General features: G+C 67.2%; 14 protein-coding genes and 1 pseudogene. 3 read left to right on the top strand and 12 right to left on the bottom strand.

Going from position 1 to position 15,660, the window contains the following annotated elements; genetic code table 11:
* Positions 1-33: 33 nt before the first annotated feature.
* Together F1643_RS22840 and F1643_RS10175 are read right to left on the bottom strand one after the other, a co-directional pair.
* On the bottom strand, positions 34-3,651 hold the full coding sequence (locus tag F1643_RS22840; protein WP_255542622.1) for an ATPase domain-containing protein: 3,618 nt from the start codon (positions 3,649-3,651) through the stop codon (positions 34-36).
* The gene (locus F1643_RS10175) at positions 3,635-3,991 is read right to left on the bottom strand and encodes a HigA family addiction module antitoxin (protein ID WP_194912959.1); all 357 of its coding nucleotides are present in this window, start codon (positions 3,989-3,991) and stop codon (positions 3,635-3,637) included. The genes F1643_RS22840 and F1643_RS10175 overlap by 17 nt, the downstream gene beginning before the upstream one ends.
* A 307-nt stretch (positions 3,992-4,298) precedes the next feature.
* Between F1643_RS10175 and F1643_RS22835 the strand changes: the two genes are divergently transcribed.
* Both F1643_RS22835 and F1643_RS22830 read left to right on the top strand, forming a co-directional pair.
* Positions 4,299-4,739 (top strand): LysR family transcriptional regulator, encoded by a 441-nt coding sequence (locus F1643_RS22835; protein ID WP_255542621.1) that lies wholly within the window; start codon positions 4,299-4,301, stop codon positions 4,737-4,739.
* Positions 4,700-5,194 carry a LysR substrate-binding domain-containing protein gene (locus F1643_RS22830; protein ID WP_255542620.1) on the top strand — a complete coding sequence of 165 codons (495 nt, stop codon included), beginning with the start codon at positions 4,700-4,702 and terminating at the stop codon, positions 5,192-5,194. Before F1643_RS22835 ends, F1643_RS22830 begins: the two co-directional genes overlap by 40 nt.
* Before the next feature lie 30 nt (positions 5,195-5,224).
* Here F1643_RS22830 and F1643_RS10165 read toward each other — a convergent pair whose 3' ends face one another.
* Positions 5,225-6,550, bottom strand: coding sequence for an FAD-binding oxidoreductase (locus F1643_RS10165; RefSeq protein ID WP_194912956.1), 1,326 nt, complete (start codon positions 6,548-6,550; stop codon positions 5,225-5,227).
* Positions 6,551-6,796: 246 nt separating this feature from the next.
* Here F1643_RS10165 and F1643_RS10160 point away from each other — a divergent pair, with 246 nt between their 5' ends.
* A complete protein-coding gene (locus F1643_RS10160) occupies positions 6,797-7,273 on the top strand; it encodes an Lrp/AsnC family transcriptional regulator (RefSeq protein WP_098734844.1) in 477 nt (158 codons plus the stop codon).
* 63 nt (positions 7,274-7,336) lie between these two features.
* Here the strand turns inward: F1643_RS10160 and F1643_RS24690 are convergent, their stop codons facing one another.
* The 9 genes and pseudogenes from F1643_RS24690 to F1643_RS10125 form a co-directional block, all read right to left on the bottom strand.
* Positions 7,337-7,903: an ATP-binding cassette domain-containing protein gene (locus tag F1643_RS24690; protein ID WP_370540562.1), complete on the bottom strand. Its 567-nt coding sequence runs from the start codon at positions 7,901-7,903 to the stop codon at positions 7,337-7,339.
* 115 nt (positions 7,904-8,018) lie between these two features.
* A pseudogene (locus tag F1643_RS24685) lies at positions 8,019-9,002 on the bottom strand (ATP-binding cassette domain-containing protein); the annotation flags it as partial.
* Positions 8,992-9,864: an ABC transporter permease gene (locus F1643_RS10150; RefSeq protein ID WP_194912955.1), complete on the bottom strand. Its 873-nt coding sequence runs from the start codon at positions 9,862-9,864 to the stop codon at positions 8,992-8,994. The pseudogene F1643_RS24685 and the gene F1643_RS10150, both read right to left, overlap by 11 nt.
* Positions 9,861-10,811: an ABC transporter permease gene (locus F1643_RS10145; RefSeq protein ID WP_194912953.1), complete on the bottom strand. Its 951-nt coding sequence runs from the start codon at positions 10,809-10,811 to the stop codon at positions 9,861-9,863. Before F1643_RS10145 ends, F1643_RS10150 begins: the two co-directional genes overlap by 4 nt.
* A gap of 133 nt (positions 10,812-10,944) precedes the next feature.
* A complete protein-coding gene (locus tag F1643_RS22825) occupies positions 10,945-11,160 on the bottom strand; it encodes a hypothetical protein (RefSeq protein ID WP_255542619.1) in 216 nt (71 codons plus the stop codon).
* The gene (locus F1643_RS10140) at positions 11,157-12,377 is read right to left on the bottom strand and encodes an ABC transporter substrate-binding protein (RefSeq protein ID WP_370540556.1); all 1,221 of its coding nucleotides are present in this window, start codon (positions 12,375-12,377) and stop codon (positions 11,157-11,159) included. Before F1643_RS10140 ends, F1643_RS22825 begins: the two co-directional genes overlap by 4 nt.
* Positions 12,378-12,617: 240 nt before the next feature.
* Positions 12,618-13,349 (bottom strand): HAD-IA family hydrolase, encoded by a 732-nt coding sequence (locus F1643_RS10135; protein WP_194912952.1) that lies wholly within the window; start codon positions 13,347-13,349, stop codon positions 12,618-12,620.
* A 249-nt stretch (positions 13,350-13,598) separates the two neighbouring features.
* On the bottom strand, positions 13,599-14,975 hold the full coding sequence (locus F1643_RS10130) for an aspartate aminotransferase family protein (RefSeq protein WP_194912951.1): 1,377 nt from the start codon (positions 14,973-14,975) through the stop codon (positions 13,599-13,601).
* Positions 14,976-14,988: 13 nt separating this feature from the next.
* Positions 14,989-15,660: GNAT family N-acetyltransferase (locus tag F1643_RS10125; protein WP_194912950.1), on the bottom strand; the 672-nt coding region annotated here is incomplete at its 5' end.

Here is a 15,660-nt window from a genome sequence, read left to right as displayed (position 1 = left end):
CGGGAACCGCGTCGCCCGACCGTCCTCAGCGCGCTAATCGGGGTGGAGGCCGTCACTCCGCTTGGCATGTGCCGAAGTCCTGGCCATTTCGGCCAACAGCTTGGCCGTCGCAACGGCGAGCTGGTTTTGCGTGTATGGCTTGGCGAGCCGCGGCAGGTCGGCGACGACGCCCTCCGGCAGATCTGCGTATCCCGTCGCCAACAGAACCGGCAGGTCCGGGGCCATGGCGCGGGCCGCCCGGGCAAGCTCGACGCCGGTCATGCCCGGCATCGCATAGTCCGTCAGCATCAGGTCAACCGCCTGGCCGCTGCGCAGAAGCTCCAGCGCTTCAACGCCCGAGCTTGCTTCGAGGACCGTGTGCCCAAGGTCGGCCAGCATATCGACGGTGCTCATGGCGATCAGCGCGTCATCGTCGACCACGAGGACCACGGCGGGAGACACGTCGACCGCCGGGGCCGGCGGCAATTCGGCTGCCTGGACCGGTGTGGTGGCCTTGGGCAACCACAACTCCACGACCGTCCCCTGGCCCGGAACGCTGGACAGCCGGAACGCACCGCCGGACTGCACCGCCAGACCGTGGACCATCGACAGCCCCAGCCCGGTGCCCTTGCCGATCCCCTTGGTCGAGAAGAAGGGCTCCACCGCCCGCGCAAGCGTTTCCCCATCCATTCCCGTACCGGTGTCCCGCACGCTGACATGCGGGTAGGAACCGGGCGGCAGTCCCGAAGCCACGGAAACCGGCGCCTCGTCCACGGTCACGGTGAGAGTGCCGCCGTCGGGCATGGCATCGCGGGCATTGACGGCGAGATTCAGGATCGCGAGTTCGAGCTGGTTGGGATCGATCAGGGCCGGCACCGATGCCGGCGGAGCGTCGATGCGGATGACGACGCGCGGGCCGACAGACCGTTCCAACAGAGTTTTCATGCCGTCCAGCAGTCCGGCAAGGTCCACCGCCTGCGGCTGCAGATCCTGGCGACGGGCGAAAGCCAGAAGCCTTTGGGTCAGCGTCGCTCCGCGTCGGGCTCCCTGCATGGCGCCGTCGAACAGGCGCTCCGTCGTCGGATCGGCGGGAAGGCGTTTGCGCAGCAATTCCAGATTGCCGAGCACCGCCATCAGCAGGTTGTTGAAATCGTGCGCGACGCCGCCGGTAAGCTGGCCGAGGGTCTCCAGCTTCTGCGTCTGGCGCAGTTGCTCTTCGGCGCGTTCGCGGTCGCGGATCTCGTCGCGCAGCTGGTCGAGAGTCGCCGCCAATTCCCGGGTGCGTTCCTGGACGTTGGATTCCAGCGTCGCGGTCAGGCGCTGCAAGGCCTCCTGCGCCGCCTTCTGGTCGCTGATGTCGACGATGACGGCGAGCGCTCCTGTGGTCTTGCCGGTGGAATCCTGCACGGGCACGCCGCTGACACGGGTCCACACCGGCTGAGCGCCGGCAGGACGATAGATGAACTCGATGCCGCTGACGGTCTCGCCGCGCAGGGCCCGCACCGCGACAAACTGATCCCGCGACAGGCGGCGGCCCTGCTCGTCGTAGCCGATCCAGCGCTCCTCGCCGTCCGGCCGCTGGGACGGGATGACGGAATCCGGGAAGAAGCGCCGGAATGCCGGATTGGACAGAATGGTCCGGCCGTTCAGGTCCATCAGGTTCACCGCCACCGGCAGGTGTTCCACCAGCGTTTCGAAGCGCGCCCGTTCGTCGGCGAGCTCCGCGAGGAGACGCTCGCGCTCCGCAAGCCTCGCCCTCGCTTCGTACTGCCGTCGCCTTCCGCGCAGGCAGGTCCGCACGACGCTGATCAGGGTGGTCGGGTGGAAGGGGCGCTCCACGAAGGTGACGTTGCCGAGCAGTTCGGTCAAGCGTGCGGCCTCAGGCGTACGTTCGGCACCGTCGCCTCGAAAGGTGAGCAGGATGACGGGAAGGTCCGACCAGGGAGGCTGCGCGCCGATCCAGGCGACGAGACACTGGAGATCGGCGGTGCGCACCGCCTCCTCCGCAAGGATGAGCAGTCCGGCCCCGTCCTCCAGCGCCGTGCACAGTGCCGGCAGGTCGGGGCAAGCGTGCGCGGCGATCCCGGCCTCGCCCAGCAAGGCCGAAGCGACGGCGGCATCCCGTCCATGCGGCGCCAGGACCAGCGCGCGCTCCATGATCGCGGCCTCGCTCAAGCCGGGATCGTCCTGCAGCAGAGGTCCGCCTTGGCCGATATAGACCGGCACGCCGCGCAGCACCCCCTGGAACTCGGCCAGAGGCGGTCCGAGGCTGATGCCCTTGTCGTTGACCCGGTACTCGCGGATCGTGTCTTCGTGCGCACCGGCGCGCTTCTTGATCACCGAGATCGCCCGACGGATACGGCCCAACGCCTCAAAATAGCGCAGCAGCACGACGGTGTCGGCCAGATAGGTGACGTCGACCGGGGACTGCATGTCGCCGATCAGGCCATGCTGCGCGATGGTGAGGAAGGTCGTCACGCCCTGGCGGTTCAGGTACAGAAGCAATTCATGAAGATGCAGGACCAGAAGCTGCTCTTCCGGCATCGCCGCCTGATAGCCGTTGAGGCTGTCGATCACCACGGTGCGGATCCGGTGGTCGTCGACGCAGGCGCGGACCCGGTGGGTGAACTCGCCGGGTGAAAGTTCCGCCGCATCCACCTGCTCGATCATCAGGCTGCCGCGATCCCGCATGGCTTCGAGGTCGAAGCCCATCGCCCTGGTCCGGGCGAACAGCAGGCCAAGCTCCTCGTCGAAGACGAACAGCGCCGCCCGCTCTCCCCGTGCGATGGCGGCCACGGTGAACTGAAGCGCCAGCAGCGACTTTCCGGTCCCCGCCGGGCCGATGATCAGGGCGCTCGACCCACGCTCCATGCCGCCGCCCAGCAGCGTGTCGAGTTCGGCGATGCCGCTGGCCAGTCGCTCCCCGGCGAAGCCGGTTCGATGCTCGGCGGCGATCAGCCGGGGGAACACCTTGAAGCCACCGGTGGTGATCGTGCAATCGTGGTAGCCGCCGCGATAGGCCTGCCCACGGTATTTCAGCACCCGCAGGCGCCGCCGCTCCGCGCCGTAGGCCGGCGTCAGCATCTCCAGACGGATCACGCCGTGGGCGATGCTGTGGACCGTCTTGTCCATGGTGTCGGTGGTCAGGTCGTCGAGCAGCAGCACGGTGGCGCCGTGCCGGGCGAAATAATGCTTGAGGGCGAGGATCTGGCGCCGATACCGCAACGAACTCTGGGCCAGCAGGCGGATCTCCGACAGGCTGTCGAGGACGATCCGCATCGGCTTGCTCCGCTCGATCGCGCCGAACATCAGCTTGGTCGTCTCGCCGAGTTCGAGGTCGGAGGAGTAGAGCAGGCTCTGCTGGTGCGCCTCGTCGAGCAGGCTTTCCGGCGGAACCAACTCGAACACCGTGATCTCCCCGCCGAGAGTCCAGCCATGTTCGGCTGCGGCGCTGCGAAGTTCGCCCTCGGTCTCCGACAAGGTGATGTAGAGTCCGGTTTCGCCGGCCGCCGCGCCGTCCAACAGGAACTGCAGGGCAATGGTGGTCTTGCCGGTACCCGGACTGCCTTCGAGCAGGAAGACACGGTCGCGGGCGAGACCGCCGGCGAGGATGTCGTCAAGGCCGGCAACGCCGGTTCGTGCCTTGCGCGGCAGTTCAGAGGGTGCGGGCATGGCAGGCCAGGATATCCGTCTTGAGGGTGTCGGGCAGTGCATGCGCCGGAATGCGGTCCAGGGTATCGGCAAGGGCACGCTGCGCATGCCACAGGTCGTGCGCCAGTTGAAGGTCGAGCCAGAAATGGGCGGATATGCCGCAGAGCCGGGCCAGCCTGGCAGCCATCTCGGGCGTGACGGCGGCGGTGCCAGCAAGCACGCGGTGGAGCGTCTGGCGCGCAATCGCCAGTTCCTGGGCGGCCTGGGTCACCGTCAGCCCAAGCTCGGGCAACACGCGGTTGCGCAGAACGGCACCGGGATGAGGTGGAGGATCAGTGGAGGGAGGTAGTTCTGCAGACATCGATCCTGACCGGAACACACGTTCCCCCAAATGTAACGCATCGCGTGACAGAGTGCAGCCTGCGCTATCCTCATCGACCCTTTGGCATAGGGGTGGCGAAGACAGGTAGCCAACCTGTGTTAACGATGCTTTTTTTCTAAGACCTCTGGAATTTGTTTACAGCCGGGGCGTGGCGGCTGGGCGGTCTTGCCGCTCGTCGGCCCGGTCGCCTTGCTGTTGCTTCTCGACCCTCGGGCTTGCCGGTCGCTATAGTCGTGGCCCGGCCGTGCCGGTTCCGCCTCCTCTCCGCCAGCGCCCAGGATTTCGAATGCAAGCCCGCCAACTGGAAGTCTTCTGCATGCTGATGCGCTGTGGAACGGTGACCGGGGCGGCGGCGATGCTGAACATTTCGCAGCCGGCCTTGAGCCAGATCCTGCTGCATGCCGAAGACCAGCTGGGGTTCAAGCTGTTCGACCGGGTGCGCGGGCGTCTGGTGCCGACGCAGGAGGCCAACGAGCTGTATCCGGAGGCCGAGCGCATCTTTTCCGAATTGGGCGCACTGCGCAGGCGGACGGTGGACATGCGCCATGGCCGCACCGGCCTCGTCCGTCTCGCCGCCTCGGCCCCGCCATCCATGTCCATCGTTCCCAAGGCACTGAGCGCCTTCCGAGCGGCGCATCCGGACATCGTCGTGCGGTCGCTGGTCGCCCGATCGCCAACATCCGGGACATGCTGCGCAGCGGCGACGTCCTGCTGGGGGTGGCGATGAACGACATGCCCCATCCCGATCTTCACGTCGAAACGGTCGGCCATGCCGAACTGGTCTGCCTGATGCCGGAGGGGCATCGGCTGGCCGGACACGCCCAGATCGGTTTTGCCGAACTGGCGGAGGAGACGCTGATCTCGTACCGCGTGGACACGCTGCCCGGCCGGCTGCTGGCCGGGGCGTTGGAGGCCGAAGGCGGCGTCTACGCCCCGGCGGTGGAGATCGACCTGTCGATCACCGCGCTGCCCTTCGTGCGGGAGGGGATCGGCGTGGCGGTCGTCGATGGGCTTTTGCCGTGGAGCCAGTTCTCCGGCATCGTCCAGCGGCCCTTCCGCCCGGGCATCCGCGTGCCCATCGCCATCCTGACCAGCAAGGAGCGCCCGCTGTCGGGCAGCCACGACCTGATGCGCGAGTGCCTGCGCCGGGCCGCCCGCGCCCTGGAACCGGGCGGCAACTGAAGCTTTTGGCCGGACGGCCCCGCGTTCCGGTCAGAAATCGGCGACCTTTCCGGCGGAAAAGCCGGCGAAGCGGTCGGGATGGTAGGGCTTTGGATCGACGATCGGCGCTTGGTCGGTGATGAGGTCGGCAATCAGGTGCCCGGCGCCTGGGCCGATGCCGAAGCCGTGGCCGCTGAACCCGGCTGCCAGGATCAGGCCGGGCAGGCTGCCGATCTCGCCGATGGCGGGAACGCCGTCGGGCGTGCTGTCGATGTAGCCGCCCCAGGCGGCGGTGATCGGCGCACCCTTCAGGCCGGGAAGCAGCGCCATCGCCCGTTCGTGGGTGAGGCGGATGGTGCTGCGGTCGGGGGTGGGGTCGAGAACCCGCACCCGCTCCATCGGGGTCGGGCGGTCGAGCCGCCAGCGCCGCAGCGTCTCGTGGCCGGAGCGCATCCCTTCCAGCCCGCCGGGCATCAGGCTGCGCCAGCGCCGCGCGAACATCGGCATGAATTGCGGGGCGAAGCGGGCCTGCTGAAGGGTCGGATCGACGCGCCCGCGCCCGCTGATCGCCAGCGTATGGCCGCCGTCGCCACGCCGGGTGATCGACACCGCGGCGGTGTGCAGGGCGTCGGGCAGACCGGCGGGACTGGGGCCGACCGACAGGATCGACGACCGGATCGAGGCGAGCGGGAATCGCACGCCGATCTGATGGCAGAAGGAGGAGGCCCAGGCTCCGCCCGCCAGAACCACCATTTTCGCCCGGATCGCGCCCTTCTCGGTGACGACGCCGCTGACCCGCCCGCCGGCGGTCTCCAGCCCACGCGCGGCGCAGCCCTGATGCACTGTGCCGCCCAGCTTCATGATCGCCCGCGCCACGGCGGGCGCGGCGCGGGCCGGATCGGCGATGCCGTCGGACGGCGAGAAGACGCCGCCTTTCCAGGGACGACCGGTGGCCTGCCCGCGCTCGGCCGCTTCGGCGCCGGTCAGCATGTGAGTGGTGACGCCGACCGTGCGGGCGAAATCGCGCCAGTGTGCCCAGCCCGCCAGTTCCCCGTCGTCGTTGCTGAGATAGAGCAGACCGCAGCGGGTGAAGCCGGTGTCCTCACCGGCTTCCGCGGCGAAGCGCTCCCACAGGTCCAGGCTCTTGGTCGCCATCGGCAACTCGCGCGCGTCGCGGTTCTGCTGGCGGCACCAGCCCCAGTTGCGGCTCGACTGCTCCGCCCCGACCTGTCCCTTTTCCACCAGGGCCACCGCCAGTCCGCGCCGGGCCAGATAGTAGGCCGCCCAGACGCCGACGATGCCGCCGCCGATCACGACGACATCCGCCTGATCGGGCAGGCGCGGGGAAGACGCGATGGTTTGCAAAGGCGCGGGCATGGGGCGGGTCTCCGGTTTCGGCGTTGCATCATCTAGCCATGGCATGCGGGTCGACGGGCGCTGCATTGTCCGTTTCGGCGGCATTTTCTTCTGTCGATGCCGGTGCGGTCGATGCTTTGTTCTGCCGAAAGAAAGCCACTCGATCATCGACAGGCGGGCAGCGCGTGTTAAGCTGACATGGCCCGATCGACAGAATTTTCTGCTGTCGTCTTCCGCTCCCCCGCCCTCGAACCGGATGGGTTCCCCATGAAGCTGGACCGCATCGACATCAAGATTCTGCATCAGCTCCAGAAGAACGGCCGGATCACCAACGTGGAGTTGGCCGAACTGGTGAATCTGTCGCCCAGCCCCTGCCTGATGCGGGTCAAGAAGCTGCAGGCGGAAGGCTACATCGAAGGCTACACGGCCCAGATCAACGTCAGCAAACTCGGCCAGACCCTGACCGTCTTCACCGAGGTGACGCTGAAGAACCACCGGCAGGTCGATTTCGCCCGCTTCCTGGCTGCCGTCAAGAAGATCGAACAGCTGCTGGAATGCCATCTGGTGTCCGGCGGCTACGACTACATGCTGAAGTTCGTCACGTCCGGCATCGGCGAGTATCAGGAGATCATGGAGAAGCTGACCGACATGGACATCGGCATCGACAAGTATTTCAGCTACGTCGTGCTGAAGTCGCCGATCGTCCGCGCCCACATGCCGTTGACCACGCTGTTCCAGATGTGAAGGGCCTCGCGGCGCGACCGTTGCCCCCCGCGCGGCGGTTGGCCGCGCAAGGGAGCCGGCCTGTCACGCCACCCGCATCCGGTCGGCGTCGAGGTTCAGCGTGTCGAGCCAGGTCGGGTCCAGCTTCGGTACCGACGAGAACAGCAGCTTCGAATAGGGGTGCTGCGGCTGCTGCCGGGCGGAAGGGATGATGGTCTCCACCGTCTGTCCGCGATACATCACGATGATCTCGTCGCAGATCGCCTCGATCACCGACAGGTCATGGCTGATGAAGATGTAGGACAGGCCAAGTTCGCGCTGCAGTTCCTTCAGCAGATCGATGATCGCCGCCGCGACGACGGTGTCGAGGGCCGAGGTGATCTCGTCGCACAGGATCAGCTTCGGTTCGGCGGCGAGCGCACGGGCGAAATTGACCCGCTGCTTCTGGCCGCCCGACAGTTCGGCCGGGCGGCGGTGGCGCAGGGCGCGCGGCAGGTGCACCATGTCCAGCAGCGCATCGACGCGCGCGTCGCGAGCCTTGCCGCGCAGCCCGTGATAGAAGGTCAGGGGGCGGCCGAGAATGTCCTCGATCGACTTGGCCGGATTGAGCGCGGTATCGGCGTGCTGGAAGACGATCTGCAGGTCGCGCAGCTGTTCGCGGCTGCGCTGGCGGGCACTGTGCCACAGTTCGCGCCCATCGAATTGGGATGTCGCCCTTGCTGGCCGGCAGGATGCCGGCGATGGCGCGAGCCAGTGTGGATTTCCCGCAGCCGGACTCGCCGATGATGCCGAGGTTGGTGCCCCGCTTCACCTGCAGGCTCACCCCCTTGACCGCCAGGACCAGCGGCTGCCCGTTCGACTGCGGCGGGCCGTAGCCGGCGCTCAGCGTGTTGATTTCCAGAAGCGGCACGGAATTGGTGGCAAAAGCCTCCGCCGCCGCAACCCGGCCGCCGGTGTCGGGGTGGAAGGCGTGCAGCAACTCCTTCGTGTAGGGGTGGGTCGGGCGCGTCAGGATGTCGTCGACGCTTCCGATTTCCTGCACCTCCCCGTGCCGCAGCACCATGATGCGGTCGGCGATCTGGGCGACCACGGCCAGATCGTGGGACACATAGACACAGGCGATCCGGCGCTTGGCGGTCACCGCCTTGAAGGCGCGCAGAACCTCCACCTGGGTGGTGACGTCCAGCGCGGTGGTCGGCTCGTCGAAGATCACCACCTTGGGATCGCCGATCAGGGCCATCGCCGCCGCCAGCCGCTGAAGCTGACCACCCGACACCTGGTGCGGATAGCGGTCGCCGATGCCATCGGGATCGGGCAGCGAAAGGGCGCGGAACAGGTCGACCGCCCGGCGGCGCGCCTCGTCCGGCGGCATCAGGCGGTGGATCCGCGTCACCTCGATGACCTGATCCATGATGGTCGCCGCCGGATTGAAGGCGGCGGCGGCGCTCTGCGGCACATAGGCCACGACCGTGCCGCGAAGCGCGGCCCGTTCCTTCTCCGACAGGGTCACCATGTCATGGCCGTCGACCCGCACCGTTCCGCCGGAAATCCGGCAACCCGGACGGGCGTAGCCCAGCAGCGTCATGGCGGCGGTGGTCTTCCCCGACCCGCTTTCGCCGATGAAGGCGACGGTTTCCCCGGCGGCGATGTCCAGGTCGATGCCCTTCAGGATCTGGAACCAGCGGCCGAATCGGTGGTGGCCTCGACCGTCAGGCCGCGGATTTCGACGAGGTTCGTCATCAGGAGGCACTCCGATCCCGGATCTTCTGCGGAAGATTGTCGATCAGCAGATTGACGCTGATGGTCAGGGTGGCGATGGCCAGCGACGGCACGATCACCGCCGGCGCGGCGAAGGGCAGGCCGCCGATGTTCTCGCGCACCAGCGCGCCCCAGTCGGCAAAGGGCGGCTGAACGCCCAGCCCCAGGAAGGACAGGCCCGACAGCAGCAGCACGATGAAGACGAAACGCAGGCCCAGGTCGGCCAGCACCGGGCCGATGATGTTCGGCAGGATCTCCGACCAGATCAGATAGGGCAGCTTTTCCCCGCGGATGCGGGCGACCATGATGAAGTCCATCGTGTCGATGTTGACCGCCAGCGCCCGGCTGAAGCGGTAGGCGCCGGGGATGTAGATGACCGACAGGGTCAGGATAAGCACGGGGATGGACGACCCGACCGCCGCCACCACCATCAGGCCGAAGAGCTTGCTGGGGATGGAGTTCAGGGCGTCGAGCAGGCGGCTGACCACCATGTCCACCGGACCGCGCAGCACGGCCGAGGTCATGCCCAGCACGACGCCGGTGAAGCAGGCGATGGCCACCGCCGCCAGCGAGATGCCGACGGTGTAGCGGGCGCCGAAGATGAGGCGGGACAGCATGTCGCGGCCGAGATAATCCGACCCCAGCCACAGTCCGGGCCGCATCGGGCCGAAATAATCGAGGTCGATCATCTCCCCCGCCGAATGGGGGGCGATGTAGGGGGCGAATAGGGCGACCAGCGCCCAGAACAGGACCACGGAGGCGCTGACCAGCCCTACCGTATTGACCCGGTAGCCGGACCGGGCCGCGATGAAGCCGGTGGAGGCCCTCGAGCCGGTGGAGGAATGTGTCTTCATCGGAGCCTCGGGTTCGACAGGATGGCGACGACGTCGGCGGTGGTGATCAGAAGCAGATACCCGAAGCAGAAGATCATCGCGCAGGACTGGATCAGCGGCAGGTCGCGGGTGGACACCGCATCCACCATCAGCTTGGCGATTCCCGGATAGTTGAAGATCGTCTCGACGATGATGACGCCGCCCAGCAGGTAGGACAGCGACAGTGCCACCGCGTTGGCGATCGGGGCCAGCGCGTTGGGCAGGGCGTGGCGCAGGACCAGCCGGGGGCGCGATGCCCCTTTCAGCAGCGCCATTTCGACATAGGGCGTGTTGAGTGTCTCGATCACGGCGGCCCGGCTCATGCGGATCATCTGCGCCGACACCACGAAGGTCAGGGTGACGACCGGCATGGCGTAGGCCCGAAGTAGGCCGGCGAAGCTGTCGACCTGATAGGTGAAGGACAGGGCGGGCAGCCATTTCAGGTAGACGGCGAACACCAGCACCGCCAGCGTCGCCACCACGAATTCGGGGACGGAGATGATGCCGATGGTGGCGACGGTGACGATGCGGTCATACGGCGTGCGCCGCCACATGGCGGCGGTGATGCCCAGCGTCAGCGCCAGGGGAACCGACACCAGGGTGGTCAGCCCTGCCAGCTTCAGCGTGTTGGCCAGCCGGCCGGAGATCAGCGTGGCCACCGGCACATTGTTGGCATAGGAGGTGCCGAAATCGCCCTGGAACAGCCCGGCGATCCAGTAGAGGAAGCGCAGCAGGGCCGGTTGGTCGAGATGCATGGCCGTGCGCAGCCCGGCGATCGCTTCCGGCGTCGCCGCCTGACCCAGCAGGATGGTCGCGGTGTCGCCGGGCAGCAGCGTGGTGGCGAAGAACACGGCGAAGGACACGATCGTCAGCGTGACTAGCGCGATGAGCAGTCGACCGAGGATGAGGGAGGGAACGCGTGATTTCATGCCTGTCCTCCGCGTGGTGAGGCGCCCCCGGAGGGGGGACCGGGACGGGCGACAATGAGCCGGGCGCCGATAAGAAGGGCGGGGGGCCGGGATGGCCGGCCTCTCGGCCGAACCGGCCCGCCCGTCCAACGTATCAGGCGGCCAGCCAGACATACTCGGCAAACGCGTAGCCCATCATGCCGCCCAGAGGGTTGGGAGCGAGGCCCTTCAGCTTGTCGGTGATGGCGTCCACATTGGAGATGTAGGCGGGGATGATGGTGCCGGCTTCCTCGGCGATCATCACCTGCATCTGGTCGTACAGTTCCTTGCGCTTGGCCCAGGCGAGCGTGGCACGCGCTTCAAGCATCATCTTGTCGAACTTTTCGGACTTGTACTTGCTCTCGTTCCACGGCGCTTCGGAAGCGTAGAGCAGGGAGAACAGGATGTCCGGGTCGGGCGCGGGTTGATGTTGCCGAAATGGATCGGAGCCTTCAGCCAGTAGTTGCTCCAATAGCCGTCGGACGGCACGCGCTGAACGTCGAGCTTCATGCCGATCTCGGCGGCGGAGGCCTGGATCACCATGGCCATGTCGATGGCGGAGGCGGCGGCGTCCGACGTGATCACCGGGATGGATTGTCCCAGCAGGCCAGCCTTCTTGAACAGGGCTTTCGCCTTTTCCGGGTCATGGGGCTTGGGCTTCAGCGCCGCGTTGTGGAACGGGCTGGCCGGGGACACCGGCTGGTCGTTTCCGATCTCGCCGAAGCCGCGCAGGGCGGACTTGACGATCTGCTCGCGGTTGACGAGATATTTCATCCCGTCGACGAAATCCTTGCGGCTGCCCGGTTCCATGTCCAGGCGGATGTTCAGGTCGGTGTAGTTGCCGGATGTCGTCTTGGACAGGGCGAAGCCCTTCTGCCCGTCGACCAGCCGCGTGGACCGCGGGTTGATCGCTGCGGCCAGGTGGATGTCGCCGGACAGCAGTGCATTGACACGGGCATTGTCGTCGCTGATCGCGAAGAACTCGAAGGAGTCCACATGCGGACCGCCCTTCCAGTAATTCGGGTTCCGCACACCGACGGAACGCACGCCCGGCTCGAAGCTCTTGCAGATGAAGGGACCGGTGCCGTTGCCCTTTGAGAAGTCGGTGGTGCCGTCGGCCACGATCATGAAGTGATGGGTGGACAAGATGGTCGGCAGGTCGGCGTTCGCGCCGGCCAGCGTGATGACGACGGTGTTCTTGTCCGCCGCCTTGATGTCGGTCATCTGGGCGGCGATCTTCGCAACCTTGGACCCGACGGCCGGATCGAGATGGCGCTTCAGCGAGAACACCACGTCGTCGGCGGTCAGCGACTTGCCGTCGTGGAACGTCACGCCGGTGCGAAGCTTGATCGTCCAGGTCTTGGCGTCGTCGGTATCGAAGGACTTGGCCAGCTCCATCTGCGGGATGCCGGCCTTGTCGAGGAAGGTCAGGCGGTTGTAGAAAGAACAGCAGCGGACATAGTCGGTGGACAGCGACGCCTTCGCGGGATCGAGCGTGTCGGCGGTGGACGACGACCAGCCGGCGGCCTTGAGCGCGCCGCCCTTCACCGGTTCGTCCGCAACCGCGGCGTTGGCGCGGCCCAGAACGAGGGTCGATGGCCGGCAGGGACATGCCGCCCGCCAGCAGCATCTTCAGCAGGTCGCGGCGGTTGGCCCCGCGCCGGATGGCGCTTTCGACCATGCTGTCGTCGGTTCTGGTCCAGGTTTCAGGCGTCTTGGTCATGTCTGCCTCACTCTGTTCGGGATTGTTTGTTCGTTTCTTTTTCAGCGCGCTCCGGTTTGGTCCGGTTACGCGGAGGCCGTCTTCGGTGCATCGGCAGCGTCGACGGCATCGGCCAGTTCCGCCATCGAGCGGAAGTGGAAATCAGGTTCGGTGAACTCGGCGGGCTCGATGGTGCCGCCATAGCCCTTCTGGGCATGCCGGCGCTGGATCCAGCAATTGGTCATGCCGAGGCGCCGGGAAACCCCGATGTCGTGATACTGGCTCTGGGCGACGTGCAGGATGTCGTCCTTGCCGCCGCCGTCGCGCTCGACGAAGTCGAACACCTGCTGGAAGAAGGCGGGGTCGGGCTTCTCGACGCCGGTGTCGTCGGCGGTGAAGCCGGCAAAGAAGGGATCGCCCAGTTCGCGGGAGAAATGGGTGAAGGCCCAGCGCCGTGCATTGGTCATCGCGATCAGCTTGTACCGCTTGGCCAGACGCGCCATGGCGTCCCTGCTGTCCGGGAAGCCGGCCCAGGAAGCCGCGGAATCGCGCAGGCGTTCGCCGTACCGAGTGCCGGCGGGCAGGCCCAGCTTCGGCGCGATGACCGAATAGACGCGTACCAGATCGTCGGGGAACAGGTCGGTGGCGTCGGTATACCGCGCCTCCCGGTAAAGGGTCAGCGCCGCCTCGCCGTCGACCGTGGTTCCGGCCTCCGCCGCGATCTCGGCGAGGCAGTCCTTGATGCCGGATTCGAAGTCGATCAGGGTGCCGACGACATCGAAGGTCAGATATTTGAAGCTCTGCAGACTCTTGGGCAACGCACCAACTCCTCATCAAGGACCGCGGGGAACCGTTTCGGTTCAGCGGGGCGTTTCAGGTTCGGCAGCATCGTCCGCGGTGGTTCTTCTGGAGGTGACCCCTCCGGAGATGGCCCAGAAACCCGGTCTTCTTCCCATCCAGTGTGGTCCATGGGTTAGACGCGGGTCTCTGAATTTGGATGCCGGACAGCAGAAAATGCTGGATACGGGGGTATTCGCCGATTCTTCCGCGGCCTTCCCTTTTTGGGTCTATCGCATGGCCCGGCGGACGTCGGGATCCTCCAGCGTCTGGTCGAGCGTGCGGGCCGTGCGCTCGATGATCGCGTCGATGTCGTCGTCGGTGCAGCAGAGCGGCGGGGCATAGCCCAGGACGCCGTTTCCGAAGGCACGGATGACCAGACCGTTGGTCCAGGCCCGGTCGAAAATCCGGCGGGACGGTTCGGCGGCGGCGGGCAGGGGGGTCTTGCGGTCCTTATCCACCACCAGCTCGATGGCGGCCAGCATGCCGCGCCCGCGCACGTCGCCGACCAGCGGATGATCGCGCAGCGCGTGGAGCCCGGACACCAGCCGCGCGCCGGCCTTCACGCCGTTGGCGAGCAGTCCGTCCTCGTACAGCCGCAGAGCCTCCAACCCCACCGCGGCACTCACGGGGTGGGCGGAATAGGTGTAGCCATGACCGACCGCGGCGTTGCCGGCGGCATCCGCGATGGTGGCATAAACCGCGTCGGACAGGAAGACCGCACCCATCGGCACGTAACCGGAGGTCAGGCCCTTGGCCGTGGTCATCAGGTCGGGGACCACGCCGTCGTCGGTGCAGGCGAACAGCGGGCCGGTACGGCCGAAGCCGGTGATGACCTCGTCGGCGACGAACAGGATGCCGAGGCTGCGGCAGCGGTCGCACATCGCCTTCATCCAGCCGTCGGGCGGCACCAGAACGCCGCCGGACCCCTGGATCGGTTCGGCATAGAAGGCGGCGACCCGCTCCGGTCCGCCGATCTCGGCGATCTTGGCGTCGAGTGCGGCCAGCGAAGCGGCGATGATCGCATCCGCATCGTCGCCCACCGGGTTGCGGTAGGCGTAGTGCGACGGAATCTTGTGCTGCCAGTCGAAGGGAACGCCGAAGCCGGCATGGAAGGCGGGCAGGGCGGTCAGCCCGGCGCCGACGGTGGAGGAGCCGTGATAGCCCTGCTCGATCGAGATGAACCGGTCGCGCTGCGGCTCGCCCTTGGCCTGCCAGTAATAGCGGATGAAGCGGATGGTGCTGTCCACCGCGTCCGACCCGCCGAGCGTGAAGAAGACGTGGTTCAGGTCGCCGGGCGCGCGTTCGGCGAGCGCTGCCGCCAGCCGGATCGCCGGTTCGCTGCCAAGCCCGAAATAGCCGGTGGCATAGGGCAGTTCCTGCATCTGGCGGGTGGCGGCATCGACGAGGCTCTGCTGGCCGTAGCCGGCATTGACGCACCACAGGCCGGCGAAGCCGTCCACCAGCCGGTGGCCGGACATGTCGGTGATCGTCGCCCCGGAGCCGGAGGCGATCACCCGAACGCCGGCCTTCTCATGGCCGCGGTAGGAGGCGACGGGATGCACCAGATGGGCACGGTCGAGTTCGATCAGGGAATTGCTGAGCATGGTCCTCTCCGGATCAGCCGAGTGCCTGGCTGGCGAGTGCGAAAGTCGAAATGCCGGCTGCCGATGCAGGCGCCGATGCCGTCGGGGCGGAGCGGCGCATGGCGATGCCGCCGCCGACATGGCGCAGGCCGCAATCGGCAAGCCATGGCCCCAGGCCGGTGTCGGCGGTGGTGTCCACCCGCAGGAATTTCCCAGGATTTGCGGCGATGATCGGGCCGATCAGAGCCTTGGCGCCGTCCGCATCGGGGGCGACCACCGGGCCGATGACCTGTCCGCGGCCGAAGTCGCGCAACGCCGCGAATCCGATGGGAGCGCCGTTCCGCCGCAGCAGCGTGAAGGATCCGACCTCGGCGAAACGCTCCAGCAGCAGGCCGCGGTCGGCGCCGAAGGCCTGCCGGTCCAGGGCGGCGATGGCGGTGCGGTCGTCGGCGCCGGCGGGGACGACGTCTTCCGCCGCGACCAACGACATCGGACCGGCCTCCCCCTGGTGCTGAAGAACGGTGCCGACCTCGCGGAAGCCCAGCTTTTCGTAGAGCGGTAGCCCGTCGGTCGTGGCGACGAGGCGCAACGGGCGGCCGCCCGCCAGCGCCATGGCCTCGTCCATCAGGCGGCGGCCAAGGCCCTGCCCGCGCCAGCCTTCATCGACGATGACCATGTTGATGGTGGCCGCATCCTCGCCATAGGG

This window comes from Azospirillum sp. INR13, from assembly GCF_015390205.1.
Taxonomy (GTDB): domain Bacteria; phylum Pseudomonadota; class Alphaproteobacteria; order Azospirillales; family Azospirillaceae; genus Azospirillum.
The sequence above is the reverse complement of the archived record's forward strand: the minus strand, read 5'-3'. Positions and strand labels throughout refer to the sequence as shown.